The following is a 14,437-nucleotide window of genomic DNA, read 5'->3' on the forward strand; positions in this document are numbered from 1 at the left end:
GGCTGGCCTTACTGGTAGAAGACGAATCGTTTGCTGAGCCGGAACTGCGCGGCCGTGATGGCCATGATGATCAGCGTCAGGAGCACGCCGATGGCGGACGCCTGGCCGAATTCGAGCCGCTGGAAGGCCGATTCGAAGATCACCATGACGGCGGTTCGGGTGGAGTCGCCGGGGCCGCCGCGGGTCAGGACGTAGGGCTGGTCGAAGACCTGCAGGGCGCTGATGATGGCCATGACAGAGGCGACGAGGGTTGTGGGGCTCAGCAGCGGCAGCGTCACGTGGAGGTGCTTGCGCCAGCCGGTAGCGCCGTCGATTGCGGCAGCCTCGTATGTCTCGACGGGTATGGAGGCCAGGCCGCCGATGAACAGGAGGAAGGAGAAGCCGAAGTTCTGCCAGACGTACACGAGGATCACGACGGCGGCCGATCCCCCCGGGGTGGTCAGCCAGGGCACGGCGGGGATGCCCACCAGGGACAGGAACCAGTTGACCACGCCGAACTGTTCGTTGAAGAGGTACCGCATGAAGATGGACACCGAGGCGGCGGACAGGATCAGCGGGAAGAAGAACGCGGACCGGAAGAACACCCGCAGCCACGCCGGCATCTTCTCCTGCACCATGACCGCCAGTGCCAAAGCGAGTCCCAGCTGGAGAGCCACGGCCACCACGACGAACACGATGGTGTTCAGGAAGGACACCCGCACGGTGGGGTCCTGGACCACTTCGGAGAAGTTGTCGAAGCCCACGAAGGTTGGTGCCGAGATGATGTCCCAGCGGAAGAAGGCCAGGACAACCGAGGCCACGATGGGGATCAGGGTGAACAGGCCCATGCCCAGGATGGTGGGGGCCAGGAAAATCCAGGCCAGCCAGCGCTGGTTGTGCCCGGCTCCGCTGCGGCCGCCGGCGGTGGTGGCACCCCTGGTGCCGCCGGCGCCGTGGGTGCGGGCCGTCGTCGTACTTGCCCGGCCGGCCGGCCGCTTGGGCCGCTCCCGGGGCGGGGTGGTGGTGCTCATGACTGCCTCCTCAGGGCAAGTTCAAGGTCGCGCTGCATGGATGCGAGGGCCTGCTTGAGCTGCTGCTCGTCCCCGCTGACGGCAAGGGATACGTTCTTCATCAGGGCCGTTTCGACGGCGGCCTGCTGGGGCGGTGCCGGGATGGGTCCCGTAGTGGGGAACCGGTCCAGGGTGTCGTAGAAGACCTTCCAGTGGGCGGGGCCCTTGCCGGCGTAGAGCTGTTCGTTGACCATGGAGCGGCGCGCCGGCGTGGTGATGGGGTTGGGGAAAATCAGTTCCATGGCCTCGCGGCTGGAGCTGAACTTGATCCATTCCCAGGCGGCGTCCTTGTCCTTGGCGGTCTTCATAATCGCGTAGCCGGCGGCGCCGAACTGGTGGCGCTGGGTCTTCCAGCGCGGGAAGAACTGGACATCGAAGTCGTTGGCGCCCATGCCGGCTTCATGCAGCCCCTGCACCCAGTAGCCGCCGGCGGGAGTGGTTCCAATCCGGTTGGAGGCGAACAGGCCCACCAGGGAACTGCCGCCGCCTTCTTCCGGCCGGACGCCCAGGCCGTCTTTGACCAGGCCGCGGAGGTAGTCGAAGGACTCGAACACGCGGTCGTCGTTGGCGTTCGGTTCCAGCCACTGGTAGCCGCCGGAGCGGAGGCTGCGGGAGGGGTCGTTGGCGTAGAAGCCGTCCCAGAGCCAGTCGCCGCCCGCGGACCTGGTCTCCTTGAGGAAGCTGGTGTCGTTGGCGTAGAGCCACGGCACTACGCCGCCGAAGAGCCGGTTGGTCCAGTAGTAGGGCGTGAAGTCAGAGGTCCGTGCCTTGCGCATCGCGGCGAGGCTGTTGCGGAAATCGATGTGGGTCCAGTCGTCCGCCGGCCGGTCCAGGCCTGCCTGCGCAAACGCGGCGGTGTTGTAGTACATGTTGGCCGCGTTCCAGTCCATGGGGAGCTGGTAGAGGCTGCCCTTGTACATGAAGGCTTCCACCAGGCTGGGGTGGACATCATCGAAGAATTCGCGCATGTCCGCGGCGTCGCGGCGGATGTATTCGTCCAGCGGGTGGGCCAGCTTTTCGGCGAACAGCTGGGCGCCCTCGGTGGCTACGTACACCACGTCCGGCGGCGTGCCCGCGGCCACCATGGTGAGGATCTTGGTGAAGAAGTCTTTCCAGTCCACGGCCTGGATGGCCTGGACCTTGACCCGGATGTCCGGGTGGAGGCGGGTGAATGCGTCGATGGCGCGCTGGCGGGCGGCGGCGTCCGCGGCGGTGCCCATGATGGCGATGCTGAGGCTGTTGTCTCCGCGGCCCGGAATGTCCGTTCCGGAGAGCCGCGGCCACGACGCCACGGTTGCCCCGATGATTCCCGCGCCGAGGGCACCCAGGGCAGTACGGCGGGTGATGTCCCGCAGGTGCCCGTCTATGGCTCCGGTCATGTCATTTTTCCTTCCTAACACGTGTTAGGAACTTTAGATGACCGACCTAACACGTGTCAAGCGTCACATGGAGCGCTTCCGCGGCAGCTGGGTAAGGCGCGCGTTTAAGCCCGAAACGCCCGCCCACCGTTCCGCCGGAAGGGGCAGAAGGTGAACGGGCGTTTAGGGAAAGCCGCCAAAGGTGATGGCGCGTCCCCGGAAAAGCCGCCAAAGGTGATGGCGCGTCCCCGGAAAAGCCGCCAAAGGTGATGGCGCGTCCCTGGTTGGAAGGGGTTAGCCGCGGAACACCTGGACCACTGAGGGACGGGGCGCGCGCACTTGGCCGGGTGCTGGCGTCGTGCCTGCCGGGACGTAGTCCGGGAAGAACGAGTGTGGCGCCTCGAAGGTGCCTTCCTCGCCCGGGTGCTGCACGGAGACGAACACGGTGCGCTCGTCATCGTGGATGACCGGACCGCAGGTTTCGGCGTCGCGGGGAACGGAAAGGAACTGCTCCACCTTGCCGCGCTCCGCGCCGTCCAGCGTGACCTTGAAGAGGCCGTCGTTGTAGCCGATGCCGGAGGGGGCGCCGTCGGTGGAGATCCAGAGGTTGCCCACGGAGTCGAAGGCCACGTTGTCCGGGCAGGAGATGGGCGAGACCTTGTCCGCCGGGTAGCCGGAGAAGTAGGTGACATCGCCCTGCGCCGGATCGCCGCAGACCATCAGGAGGGTCCAGTTGAACTTCGTGGAGGTCTGGTCGCCGGTTTCGGTGATTTCCACGATGTGGCCGTCGCGGTTCTGCGTGCGCGGGTTGACCTCCGTGGCGCCTTCCTTGGTGCCGGTGCCGCGGTCGGAGTTGTTGGTGCAGACCACGTAGACCTTGCCGGTGTGCAGGCTGGGCTGGACGTCCTCGCAACGGTCCATCTTGGTGGGGCCCACCTTGTCCGCGGCCAGGCGGGTGTACACCAGGACCTCTTCGACGGACATGCCGGGTACTGCCGACTTGCCGCCGACCACCAGGGGCAGCCATTCGCCGGTGCCGTCGAACGCGCCGTCGGAGGGGAGCGCCCCGGTGCCGGTGATTTCCGCGGCGGGCGAGTTGCCGGTGAACTTGGCTACGTAGAGGTCGCCCTCGGAGAGCAGGTTCATGTTGTGCCTGCGGTCGCCCTCGACGTACTTGCCCTTGGAGACGAACTTGTAGAGGTAGTCGAACTTCTCGTCGTCGCCCATGTAGGCCACCACGTGGCCGGATTCGGCCACGATCACGTTGGCGCCCTCGTGCTTAAAGCGGCCCATGGCGGAGCGCTTCTTGGGGGTGGAGGTGGGGTCGAACGGGTCGACTTCGACGATCCAGCCGAAGCGGTTGGCCTCGTTCTCGTACCCTGCATTGCGGGTGTCGAAGCGGGGGTCATCGAGTTCCCACTTGCGTGCGGTGGGCTTGGCGGTGAGCCCGTAGCGCTTGTCGCCGGCCGACGTGCCGCCGGAGACGAAGTAGCCGTTGAAGTTTTCCTCGCCGGAGAGGATGGTGCCCCAGGGGGTGGTGCCGCCGGAGCAGTTGCCGAACGTGCCCTTGATGGCGCGGCCGGACGGGTCGGCCACGGTCTTCACCAGCGCCGAGCCGGCAACCGGGCCGGTCAGTTCGTAGGTGGTGTCAGAGAGGTAGCGGCGGTTCAGCGGCGCGCCCTTGACGTAGCTCCAGGGCTTGGTGGTGTTCTTGCGCTCCAGTTCCACCACGGCAAGGCCGTGGGCGGCGCGGCCGATGGCCCGGGTTTCCACCGGGTCGTAGCCGGCCGGGACCATGATGTTTTCGTTGGTGTACTCGTGGTTGGTGAACAGCACCGCGCGGCGGCCCTTGCTGCCGGGGATTTCCACGATATCGGTGTAGTCGTTGTTGTAGCCGAACTGGCGGGCCTGGGCGGCAGCGGTCTGGTTGTTCAGGTCGAACTCGGGGGAATCACTGAACAGCGGGTCGCCCCAGCGGATGATCGGCTGCCAGGTGAAGCCGTCCGGGACGGTGAAGGCGTCGACGGCCTTGTCGACCGGCTTGATGGCGGTGAACTGAAGCTTTGAGTTGCCGAAGCCTTCCTTGGCGGCCTTGGACAGGCCGGCGGCGGAGGCAGGTTCGGCGGTGCTAACGGCTGAACCGAGGGCGACGGCGAGCGCTCCGGCGGCGCCAAGGCCCAGGGCGGCGCGGCGGGACATGGCGGCTGAGGCGATGTCGCGGAAGTAGCTGTTGGAGCTGGTGTTGCAGACGTCGCCGGCGCAGGCGTTGTCGCATTTGAGTGCACATGTGACCGGGCTGCGCTTGCCCTTCGTATGGCCGAGCATGGGCAGCAGGGTGAATTTACGGGCAGTTTCAGACATGGGGAACCTTCCGAAGGAATGTCTTTGGGGTGCCCGCTCACCCTTCCAGCCCGTTCCTACAGGAAACCGTCCATTCGATGAAGTTATGGTTAACCGCCCGTGACCTGCAGGAACGTTTCATCCGTCAATGCAGGTGATACCGCCCCGTTCCGTGGGTTGGGTGAACATCCCATGGTTGCTTCCCGCTGGCGGTGGGCGAACTTAAAATTGGAGTGCTGGGCGGACGGCGCCATCACAGGTTTGGCCGGACACGGCGCTGCAGGCGGCCCAAATACGTCACCCTGTCCAGAGCGGATGCCCTCACATGAGCACGAACAGACCTGCTTGGCGGCGGGCGGTCTTCGCGGCCGTCCTCGCCGTGACCGGCTGCACCTACGCCCCGGACGAGCCCGCCCCCTCCCCAAGCTCCCCCAGCCCCTTCAGTTCACTGGAAAACCAGGTGAAGCTGTTCATGAACGACGGCGCTGTGGCCACCGTCGTGCAGGTCAAATGGCCCAACGGTGAGTGGTCGAAGGCCTTCGGCATGCGCGACCTTGAAACGAGGACCCCGGCACAGGCCACCGACCGTGTGCAGATCGCCAGCGTCACCAAAACGATGACGGCCGTGGCAGTGCTCAAACTCGTCGACGACCACCTCATCGGCCTGGACGACCCCGTCAATGACGTCATCCCCGGCTTCACGGCACTCAAGCCTCCGGGCCCCATCACCGTGAGACAGCTGCTCAGCCACACGTCTGGCATGCCGGAGGCCGGCGATGCGTTGCCGCGCGACGTCGACTTCCGCCCAAGTGTTTCCCGGACGATGACGATGGAGCGGGGTTTGCAGCTGGCCGCCACCCTCCCGTGGGATGCGTCCAGCGTCGGCTCCTTCAGGTACTCGAACACGAACTACCTCGCACTCGGCCTGCTCATCCAGGAGCTGCGGCATAAGCCCTTCACCAGCGTCATGCGTGAGGAGATCTTTGATCCGCTTGGTTTGAAGAGCACCACCCTGGACCACCTCGACCCGCTCGAATCGGGGCTTCTACACGGCTATGTGACCCTCCGGGGTGAGCGGATCGATACCACTGACAACATCTTCAGTGCCGGTTCGCCAGCCGTGGGCGCCGTGTCGACAGTGGAGGACATGAACCACTTCATGGCGGCCCTCTTCCAGGGCCGGGCAATCTCTGCTGCGTCGTTGGGCGCGATGACGGCGAAGACCGTCTTCTCGCCGTACGGGCTGGGCCTATGGGAACACGCAGATGGCTGCTCCACTCAGCCGCGCTACGCGGGCAGGGGGCTCTTCTGGGATTATCAAACTGTGGCGGTCAGCAGCAGCGACGGGCGCTACCAGGCCGCGATGACCGTCACCACGCCGCCACTTCCCACGGAGCTGGAGGATGAGTCCACCCAGAACATGCGCGAACTCCTGGTCGGCCAAATCGAGTCAACCCTTAACGAGGCCCTTGACCGGCTGTGCGCGTCGGCCAAATGAGGCAACACCACTCCCCGATTGGTGGCCGGCTTCCTCAACCCATGGGATGCCCGTGCGAGCAGTGGTCCTCCCCCGGCAGGATCTCGTGCCCCTGGATGCAGGTCCGTTCCGGGGCAAGGGGCCGGTCATGGCTGCTGAGGAAGATACTGCTGGCGGCATGCCCAATACCCTCGTCCTCCCGCCTCAGCCATTCCGCCAGGGGCAGCCGGTGATGCTCCCCGGAGTTTTGCCGCTTTTTCGATTCATCCGCCTGATGCCTGAAAGGTATTTTCACCATGGCACTCGCGACCTTAAGTAACGTCCCTGTTCGGTGCAGGGAGGAACCGGTGGAATCATGATAGGAGCCGCGCGGTCCTCCGGCAATCACCCGCAGGACGCCACCCTGCAGCGAATCGACTGTCGGGTAACTGCCGTTTTAGGGCTTGAAAACGGCAGCTACTCAGCAATCGATGGGGTGAGGAGGGCGTGGACACGGCGGAGCCTGTCCAGCCACCAGTCGCGCCGGTCCGCGGGAGCCGCAAACCGCTCCAGCAGCCCGGAGTCGGCGGCCACGTCGCGCAGGCGGATGGCGCCGTCGTCGGCCACCAGGGGGTCCAGCGTGACGTCGGATTCGAACAGGGACACCGTGCCAAGGCCGCAGGCATAGGGCAGCTCCGGCAGGGCGGCGGCCAGCGCCAGCCCGGCGCGGATGCCCACGGAGGTGTCCAGGGCGGAGCTGACGACGGCGGGAAGTCCGGCCTGCGCCACGATGTCCAGGGCGCGCCGCACTCCCCCGAGCGGCGCCACCTTGACCACGATCAGGTCCGCCGCGCCCGCCCGGGCCACGCGGAGGGGGTCGGTCTCCTTGCGGACACTCTCGTCCGCGGCGATCAGCACGGGAGTGCCCGCGTCACGGAGCCGGGTCCTGACCTCGGCCAGGCCCTCGATGGACGGCACCGGCTGCTCTGCGTACTCAAGTCCCACCGGCGCCAGCCTCGACAGCGCCTCGACTGCGCCGGGCACGTCCCACCCGCCGTTGGCATCCACACGGATGGCAGCGTCCGGCAAGGCGGAGCGAACCGCACGAAGCCGGGTTTCGTCGTCATCCAGCGACTGCCCCCGCTCCGCCACCTTGACCTTGACGGCGTCCACCCGGCCGAACCGTGCCAGCACCTCCGGTACCCGGTCTGCGGAAACGGCCGGAACCGTGGCGTTGACCGGAACCGACGCCCGCACCGCGGCCGGGAACCCCTGCCATCCCGCCTCGATGGCGGCAGCCAGCCAGCGCGAGGCCTCGGCGTCGCCGTACTCCGGGAACGGGCAGAACTCCCCCCAGCCCACGGGGCCGCGCAGCAGGAGGGATTCGCGCTGCATGATGCCGCGGAATTTCACCCTCATGGGCAGGGTGACCACATGGGCTCCGGCCAGCAGTTCTTCCAGCGGGGGAACCGGTTGGGGCATGTCAGGGGCAGTCGGAAGGCCGGGGGTTGGCATGCCGTTTACTGTACGCGGGGAGCCGCCGGGTTCAGATCCATTTGTTGTGCTTGAACGCCAGGTAGAGGACCAGGCCCATGGCCACCATCAGGCCCAGCGCGTAGGGGTAGCCGTAGGTCCAGGCCAGTTCGGGCATGTTGGTGAAGTTCATGCCGTAAATGGACGCCACCAGGGTGGGAGCGAACAGGATGGCAGCCCAGGAGGAGATGCGTTTGACCTGCTCATTCTGTTCAAAACTGGACTCGGTCATGCGCTGCATTTCATCGTTCTGGCGCTGGGCCACCAGGGCGGCGTTCACGGCCAGGGCGTTCTGCAGCAGGGCGCGGAAGGAGGCGACGCGTTCGTTGAGCCGGATGACGTGGTCCAGGACATCCCGGTAGTGGTCCCGGAGTTCCGTTGCCTGGTCGCGGTCCGGAGTTCCGGCGATCAGGGCCTGCAGGATCCCGGCGAGCGGGCTGGTGGCCCGTTGGAAGGTGATGACCTGGCGGGACAGCTCGTAGATCCTGCGGGACACGTCGGGATCGGCCCCGAAGAGGTCGTCCTCGATTTCGTCGATGTCGTTCTCCAGGCCGGCCACCACGGGCTCGTATTCGTCCACCACCTGGTCCATTATCCCGTAGAGCACCGCGTCGGGGCCCAGGGCCAGGAACTCCGGCATGGCCTCCATCCGGCGGCGGACCTTGGCAAGGTCCGGGGACTCTGCGTGCCGGACAGTGACAACGTATTCATCGCCCACGAAGACATGGATTTCGCCGAAGTCCACCTTCTCCACGTCGTCCCGGTACCTTGCAGGCCGCAGTACCAGGAACAAGCACTCGCCGTAGTGCTCCAGCTTGGCCCGCTGGTGGCCGGCGAGCGCGTCCTCGACGGCCAGGGCGTTGAGGTCGAATTCCTCGCCCACGGACTGCAGTTCCTCAGCGTCCGGCCGGTAGAGGCCGATCCAGGCCATCCCCTCGCGCTGCCGGAGCAGGAAGTACGTCTCGTCGAGGTCCTCCGGGTCCTCGGTGCGGAGCCCATTCACATAGACCGCGTTGTCGATGATGGTCACGGTGCCGCCTCCCGTTCATGTTCCCAGTCGTCCAGCAGGGCCGGGATCCGCGAGTTGAGGAACCGGTAGAACCGCGCCATGTCCGCCACCCGGGCCCGTGCCGGGGACCCTTCCGGGAGCGTCTCCGCAGTGGCATCCGTCAGTGCCGCAAGCTTTTCATAGACCGGGCTGTTCCGCATGGACACCACATACCACTCGTCTTCATGCAGGGCGTAGAGGTCGCGGCGGCTGCCCGGCTGCGAGATCCGGTGCACGAAGCCCACCGTCTGCAGGTACCGCACGGCACCGGAGACTGCCGCCGCACTGGCCCCCAGCCGTTCCGAAAGCTCCGCAGCGGTGAGGCTGCCCTGCTCCGAGGACACCAGCGCCAACAGTGTCCGGGCAGGCATCTTGGGGAACCCCGCAGCGGCGAACGCGGCGGCCGTCCGTTCGGCGGCAGCGGCGGTAGCGGGGGCGGGAGCGGGGGCGCCAGCATCACCCGTGCCCGCGCCCGGCAGCATCTCCCTGGTGTCCGCCACCTCGGCGTCGGCGCTCATGCCGAACCCACCTCCCGCCGCCGCATCACCACGACAGCCAGCGCGCCGGCCACCACGGCAATGGCCAGCATCCACCACGCTCCGCTCCAGTCGGTTCCGGTTGGCTTTGGTACGGGCGTGTGGGTGAACGGGGACAGGTCACGCAGGCTCTGGTCAATGCCCAGCATGCCACCGAAAATACCCAGCATCACGCCCAGGGCCAGCAGCCCCCAGCTGGCGGCGACGGTGGCGGAAGGCCACAGGACAAAGACCAGGGCGGGCACGGCGAGGTAGACCAAGGCCGCCGGCAACTGGGCCAGGGCGGTCTGCCAGAGGGCATCGGCCGGCATGGACCGGTCTCCGGCGCCGATGAGCGTGGCCCACGCGCCGACCCCCGCCAGGCCCACCACCAGCACCACGGCAGCCCCGCCCAGCAGCAGGTACCCGGCAAGCCACCTGACCCGCCCCACCGGAGCGGACAGCAGCAGTTCGGCCGTCCCGGCGGCTTCCTCCTGCCGCAGCCTGATCACCGCCTGCAGTGCGCATGCTGCCGCAAGGACCCCGGCCATCATGAACAGCACGGAGACCATGAGCTGGGTCAGCGAGGTCCCCTGCGACTGGAGCATGGCCCGCAGCACCGCGGTGATGTTCGTGTCAGGGGTGTCGACGGCGGAAATCGCCTTCCCCAGCGACCCCGCCAACAATCCCAGCGCCAGGCCGCTGAGCCCCCACCCGATGATCGATCCTGACTGCAGGCGGAGGGCCAGCGCCACCGGGCTCCGCAGCCCGGCCCGGGCTGCGGGCCGTCCCGGCCGCGTATCCCAGACGCTCGCACCGGCGTCGCGCGCGCCCATGATCAGCCATGCCGCCGCGAGGCAGGCCACGCCGACTCCGACGACCAGCAGCAGCGGCCAGCCGCGGTTCCCGGAGTAGGCGAAGGTCTGCTGGCCCCATCCGATGGGTGAGAACCAACTGGCCGCACCTTCGGTCATGGTGGTCCCGTCCGCGCCCGGCGTTCCGGTGGCGTCCCCGATCCCGCGCACCACGTAGGCCAGGACCACCAGCGCGGCAGAGGCACCGTTCGCCCCGCGTGAAGTCCCCATGAACTGGGCCACGAGCAGTCCTACGCCCAGGAAGGCGAAGCCGACGGCGCCCGTTGCGGCTCCGCCGGTCAGGGAACCCTGCGCGTCCAGGCCTTGGGCGGCGAACCCGGCAAAGACTGCGAGCGCCACCAGGATGTTGGCCGTGATGCCGTGCAGCAGGGTGGCGGTGTAGGGAAGCAGCCGGCCCGCGGGGGTGGCGGCGATGAGTTCGGCGGCACCGGTCTCCTCGTCCGCCCGCGTGTGGCGCACGGCGAGGAAGGTACTCATCAGGCCGGCCAGCAGGGCAAGGAAGGCGTAGATCAGGAAGAACGTGAAGGCTCCCTGGTCAGCTCCGCGGGGAAGGCCGCGCAGCATCAGGATGGCGGGCGTGGCGATCGCCACCTGCAGGATCTCCGTGCGGCTGGCCATGTTGCCGTAGGTCTGGGTGACGGCTGCGGCCGCGAACAGCGCGAATGCCCCGATGGCCACCACCCAGCTGGCCAGTTGCCAGCGGTCCCGGCGCAGCCGCTGGCCCCAGAGAACCAGGAGGACGCCCATGTCAGCTCCGCCCCCTCGCCCCGAGCAGGTGCCGCCGGGAACCATGATGCTCTTCGACGGGGGCGCCGGCGTGGGCCCCGTCAGCGGCGGGGGCGTCACCGTAGTGCCGCAGGAACAGCTCCTCGAGCGACGGCGGCACGATCGTCAGGCCCTGCACGCCCAAGGCGCCCAGTGCGGGCAGTACCTCTGCGATCCGGTCCGAATCGGCGCTGAACCTGACCCGCCCGGCGTCGAGCGCCAGGTCATGCACCGCGCCCAGCCGGGCCAGGGCTTCGGCGTCCAGGCCGTCCGCGGCGAAGGAAACCTCTGACCTGGTGAGGTGCCGCAGGGAGTCCAGCGTGCCGCCGTCTACAATCCTGCCGGCGCGGATGATGCTCACGCGCTGGCAGAGCACCTCCACCTCGGAGAGGATGTGGCTGGACAGGAGCACGGTGGCGCCGCGTTCGACGGCGGCCAGCAGCTCCCGCCGGAACACTTCCTCCATGAGCGGGTCCAGGCCGCTGGTGGGCTCGTCCAGGAGGTAGAGCTCGGCTTCGGTGGCCAGTGCGGCGATCAACGCGACCTTCTGCCGGTTGCCCTTGGAGTAGGCGCGTCCTTTCTTGGCCGGGTCGAAGTCGAAGACCTGGCACAGGCGGTCTTTCCGGCGGCGGTACGCGGCACCGTCCGCCGTGCCGCCGCGCAACCGGGAGAGCAGGTCGATGGTTTCGCCGCCGGACAGGTTGGGCCAGAGCCGGACGTCGCCGGGGACGTAGGCCAGGCGGCGGTGCAGTTCCACCGCCTGGGTCCACGGCTCGAGCCCCAGGACGGTGGCGGACCCGGAGGTGGCTTTGGCCAGTCCCAGGAGGACCCGGAGCGTGGTGGATTTTCCTGCGCCGTTCGGGCCCAGGAAGCCGTGGATTTCGCCGCGCCGGACTTCCAGGTCCAATCCGTCGAGGGCCCGGACCTGGCCGAAATGTTTATGCAGCTGCGCTGTCTGGACAACGGTGTTCATGCCTCAAGTCTTCGAAGTTTTCACAACTTTGTGAAGGTACTAAAGTCCCAGCTATGAGCTCCGACAGTTCCCTGCCAGGCGCGCAGGCCACCCGCCAGGCAACGACACCGCTGTACGCGGCGGGATTCGTCACGGCTTTCGGAGCACACAGCATCGCGGCCGGGCTGGGCGCGGAGAGCGAAAACATCGGCCTGACACTGCTCAACCTCGGCATCCTCCTGGCCCTTTACGACGTGGCCGAGGTGTTCCTGAAACCGGTGTTCGGCGCCCTGAGTGACCGCATTGGGGCCAAGCCAGTCATTGTCGGCGGCCTGTTCGCCTTCGCCGCGCTGTCCCTGATCGGCCTTGGCGCCGCTGACCCGCTGGTCCTCGCCCTGGCGCGGCTCGGACAGGGCGCGGCCGCATCGGCGTTTTCGCCGTCGTCGTCCGCCATGGTGGCAAGGATGGCCCGCGGCGGAAAGGCGGGCACCTACTTTGGCCGCTACGGGTCCTGGAAGAGCCTGGGTTACATCATTGGGCCCCCGCTGGGCGCCGGGCTGATCCTGGCCGGCGGTTTCCCCCTGCTTTTTGGGGCCCTGTCCGCGCTGGCGGCGGCCACGGCCGTGTGGGTGCTGGTGTCGGTACCGCATCTGGCACCGCTGCCGCGGAAGCGGTACACGGTGATGGACCTGGCGCGGCAGGTGGGCGAGCGCCGTTTCCTGGTCCCCACGCTGGTGCTTGCCGCGTCGACCGGAGCGCTGGGTGCCGCCGTCGGCTTCCTCCCCGCGCTGGCCACCCGCCACGGCCTGGATGCCTTCGCCGGCACGGCCGCGGTCAGCGTAGTGGCACTGGGCTCGGTGCTGACGCAGCCGTGGATCGGGAGGCTTCGGGACAGGCACGCCGTCAGCGACAACAGGGGCACCACGACGGGCCTGCTCCTGGTGGCCGCGGGCATCGCTCTGGTGGCGGCCGCCCCGGGCGTGGTCACCATCTTCCTCGCGGCGGCACTGATCGGGTCGGGGATTGGCGTGGCCACCCCGCTGGGGTTTGCGCACCTGGCGGACACCACGCCGCCGGAGCGGATGGGCCGGACCATGGGCTCGGCGGAGCTGGGGCGCGAACTCGGTGATGCCGGCGGACCCCTGCTGGTGGGGGCCATCGCCACGGCCACGGCCCTGCCTTTCGGGCTTGGCGCACTGGCACTGCTGGTGGCCGCCGCCGCCGTTCCCCGGCTGGACCCGGCCAGACCCTCCGCCTGAGCGGCCTTCCAGTTTTCTGTGTCAGGCTTAAACGCGATGACTTCTTCACGGCAACTCTCCACCAGGACCCCGGCGCGGCCTGCCCCGGGCTCGGCGTTCCTGTTCGTGCTGTCCACCGTGGCGTGCATCGCCGGGTTGGTTGCCACCTACTACTTCTTTGTCCAGACCACCACGGGCCAGTTCATTGATGAGTCCGCGCTGGTGGAGGCGGTGCAGATCCACGGACCTGCCGGCAAGGCCGCCACCCAGTTCCTCGACTGGCTGCCCACCATCTCCCTGGTGATGGCCGCCGTCGTGGTCCTCTTTGTCACCGTGATCCGGCGGCACTGGGCGGAAGCCGGGATCGCCGTGGCCGCGTGCATCGGGGCGAACGTCGCTACGCAGGTGCTCAAGGACCTGCTGCCGCCGCGCCCGGACAAGGGCGTGCTGACCCTGGAGCTGAACTCGCTGCCCTCCGGCCACACCACCCTGGCCGCGTCCGCCGCGGCGGCGGTGTTCCTCATGGCGTCCCCGCGCTGGCGCCCCATGGCCGGCTTCATTGGCGGCTCCTTCGCCATCGCCTCCGGTGTGTCCACCCTGATCAACCAATGGCACCGGCCGGCCGACGTGGTGGCCGCGTTCCTGCTGGTGGGCGCCTTCATGATTCCGGCCGGCTGGCTGATCCTGCGGCGCGGGTCGTGGAATGAGTGGGACGGATTCGGCGACCATCTTGGTTCGGCCCGGATCTGGCTCACGCTGCCGGTGCTGATCGGGCTGGGCTCGGCCGGGGTTGCGGTCTATTCGCTGATCCGGATCGCGCCGAGCCCGTGGCAGGAGTCCAGCACCACCAACTATTTCTGGGCCGGCATCTCGCTGATCGTGATCGCGGGCTACCTGGCCACCGTGGCCACAACGTCGCTGTTTGCGTTTGCTGCACGGCGACGGGATGTCCCCGGGCGGTAGTCGCTCACCCCGCGGTCCCGAAGTCCCGTCCCATGCTTTCCTCCATGGCCGCGGCAAGCTCTATGTCGTCCAGGTACCGGGCGGCTGGCCGGCCGGTGGCCTTGGCCAGCCGGTCAAGCGTGGCCAGGTGCTGGCGGGCCAGCTCGATGGCCAACTCCTCCACGATGCTGGGGCCGTTCCGGACCACGAGGTCGCTGAGGTACGCCCGGAGGCTGCCGGCCGGGCGGCCCTTGGTTTCGATGTCCGCAGCAACGAGCCGGGTCAGGGCGGCCGCGGCGAGCGCCGGTTTATCGCTGAAGAGTTCCACGTTGTTCCCTCAGTCACGGTAGCCGGGAACGGAAAACG

At 67.8% G+C, this 14,437-nt stretch carries 13 protein-coding genes; 3 read left to right on the forward strand and 10 right to left on the reverse strand.

The window, feature by feature from the left end; genetic code table 11:
- Window positions 1-8: 8 nt before the first annotated feature.
- From ACZ9J7_RS02225 to ACZ9J7_RS02235, 3 genes are all read right to left on the reverse strand, one after another.
- On the reverse strand, window positions 9-1,010 hold the full coding sequence (locus tag ACZ9J7_RS02225; protein ID WP_476206649.1) for a carbohydrate ABC transporter permease: 1,002 nt from the start codon (window positions 1,008-1,010) through the stop codon (window positions 9-11).
- Entirely contained in the window at window positions 1,007-2,428 is a 1,422-nt protein-coding gene (locus tag ACZ9J7_RS02230) for an extracellular solute-binding protein (protein WP_476206651.1), read from the reverse strand. The genes ACZ9J7_RS02225 and ACZ9J7_RS02230 overlap by 4 nt, the downstream gene beginning before the upstream one ends.
- Before the next feature lie 273 nt (window positions 2,429-2,701).
- On the reverse strand, window positions 2,702-4,768 hold the full coding sequence (locus ACZ9J7_RS02235) for a PhoX family protein (protein WP_476206653.1): 2,067 nt from the start codon (window positions 4,766-4,768) through the stop codon (window positions 2,702-2,704).
- Between the two features lie 304 nt (window positions 4,769-5,072).
- On the opposite strand from ACZ9J7_RS02235, the gene ACZ9J7_RS02240 reads away from it, so the two are divergent.
- On the forward strand, window positions 5,073-6,245 hold the full coding sequence (locus tag ACZ9J7_RS02240) for a serine hydrolase domain-containing protein (protein ID WP_476206655.1): 1,173 nt from the start codon (window positions 5,073-5,075) through the stop codon (window positions 6,243-6,245).
- A gap of 34 nt (window positions 6,246-6,279) precedes the next feature.
- Here the strand turns inward: ACZ9J7_RS02240 and ACZ9J7_RS02245 are convergent, their stop codons facing one another.
- From ACZ9J7_RS02245 to ACZ9J7_RS02270, 6 genes are all read right to left on the reverse strand, one after another.
- Window positions 6,280-6,522, reverse strand: a complete 243-nt coding sequence (locus ACZ9J7_RS02245) for a hypothetical protein (protein ID WP_476206657.1) — start codon at window positions 6,520-6,522, stop codon at window positions 6,280-6,282.
- 158 nt (window positions 6,523-6,680) lie between these two features.
- A complete protein-coding gene (locus ACZ9J7_RS02250) occupies window positions 6,681-7,718 on the reverse strand; it encodes an o-succinylbenzoate synthase (RefSeq protein ID WP_476206659.1) in 1,038 nt (345 codons plus the stop codon).
- 31 nt (window positions 7,719-7,749) lie between these two features.
- Window positions 7,750-8,766 carry a magnesium/cobalt transporter CorA gene (gene corA, locus ACZ9J7_RS02255; protein WP_476206661.1) on the reverse strand — a complete coding sequence of 339 codons (1,017 nt, stop codon included), beginning with the start codon at window positions 8,764-8,766 and terminating at the stop codon, window positions 7,750-7,752.
- On the reverse strand, window positions 8,763-9,302 hold the full coding sequence (locus ACZ9J7_RS02260) for a GbsR/MarR family transcriptional regulator (protein WP_476206663.1): 540 nt from the start codon (window positions 9,300-9,302) through the stop codon (window positions 8,763-8,765). Before ACZ9J7_RS02260 ends, corA begins: the two co-directional genes overlap by 4 nt.
- Window positions 9,299-10,921, reverse strand: a complete 1,623-nt coding sequence (locus tag ACZ9J7_RS02265; RefSeq protein WP_476206665.1) for an ABC transporter permease — start codon at window positions 10,919-10,921, stop codon at window positions 9,299-9,301. Before ACZ9J7_RS02265 ends, ACZ9J7_RS02260 begins: the two co-directional genes overlap by 4 nt.
- Window position 10,922: 1 nt before the next feature.
- Entirely contained in the window at window positions 10,923-11,912 is a 990-nt protein-coding gene (locus ACZ9J7_RS02270; RefSeq protein ID WP_476206666.1) for an ABC transporter ATP-binding protein, read from the reverse strand.
- Window positions 11,913-11,965: 53 nt separating this feature from the next.
- On the opposite strand from ACZ9J7_RS02270, the gene ACZ9J7_RS02275 reads away from it, so the two are divergent.
- The gene (locus tag ACZ9J7_RS02275; RefSeq protein WP_476206668.1) at window positions 11,966-13,150 is read left to right on the forward strand and encodes an MFS transporter; all 1,185 of its coding nucleotides are present in this window, start codon (window positions 11,966-11,968) and stop codon (window positions 13,148-13,150) included.
- Between the two features lie 36 nt (window positions 13,151-13,186).
- Entirely contained in the window at window positions 13,187-14,092 is a 906-nt protein-coding gene (locus ACZ9J7_RS02280) for a phosphatase PAP2 family protein (protein ID WP_476206670.1), read from the forward strand.
- A gap of 4 nt (window positions 14,093-14,096) precedes the next feature.
- Here ACZ9J7_RS02280 and ACZ9J7_RS02285 read toward each other — a convergent pair whose 3' ends face one another.
- Window positions 14,097-14,399 (reverse strand): hypothetical protein, encoded by a 303-nt coding sequence (locus ACZ9J7_RS02285; protein ID WP_476206672.1) that lies wholly within the window; start codon window positions 14,397-14,399, stop codon window positions 14,097-14,099.
- Between the last annotated feature and the right edge of the window lie 38 nt (window positions 14,400-14,437).

The sequence above is a fragment of the Pseudarthrobacter sp. TE9888 genome (assembly GCF_056279345.1).

Coding starts and splice junctions, on each gene's coding strand:
- ACZ9J7_RS02225 (WP_476206649.1), bottom strand. CDS start 1,010: ATGAGCACCACCACCCCGCCCCGGGAGCGGCCCAAGCGGCCGGCCGGC.
- ACZ9J7_RS02230 (WP_476206651.1), bottom strand. CDS start 2,428: ATGACCGGAGCCATAGACGGGCACCTGCGGGACATCACCCGCCGTACT.
- ACZ9J7_RS02235 (WP_476206653.1), bottom strand. CDS start 4,768: ATGTCTGAAACTGCCCGTAAATTCACCCTGCTGCCCATGCTCGGCCAT.
- ACZ9J7_RS02240 (WP_476206655.1), top strand. CDS start 5,073: ATGAGCACGAACAGACCTGCTTGGCGGCGGGCGGTCTTCGCGGCCGTC.
- ACZ9J7_RS02245 (WP_476206657.1), bottom strand. CDS start 6,522: ATGGTGAAAATACCTTTCAGGCATCAGGCGGATGAATCGAAAAAGCGG.
- ACZ9J7_RS02250 (WP_476206659.1), bottom strand. CDS start 7,718: ATGCCAACCCCCGGCCTTCCGACTGCCCCTGACATGCCCCAACCGGTT.
- ACZ9J7_RS02260 (WP_476206663.1), bottom strand. CDS start 9,302: ATGAGCGCCGACGCCGAGGTGGCGGACACCAGGGAGATGCTGCCGGGC.
- ACZ9J7_RS02265 (WP_476206665.1), bottom strand. CDS start 10,921: ATGGGCGTCCTCCTGGTTCTCTGGGGCCAGCGGCTGCGCCGGGACCGC.
- ACZ9J7_RS02270 (WP_476206666.1), bottom strand. CDS start 11,912: ATGAACACCGTTGTCCAGACAGCGCAGCTGCATAAACATTTCGGCCAG.
- ACZ9J7_RS02275 (WP_476206668.1), top strand. CDS start 11,966: ATGAGCTCCGACAGTTCCCTGCCAGGCGCGCAGGCCACCCGCCAGGCA.
- ACZ9J7_RS02280 (WP_476206670.1), top strand. CDS start 13,187: ATGACTTCTTCACGGCAACTCTCCACCAGGACCCCGGCGCGGCCTGCC.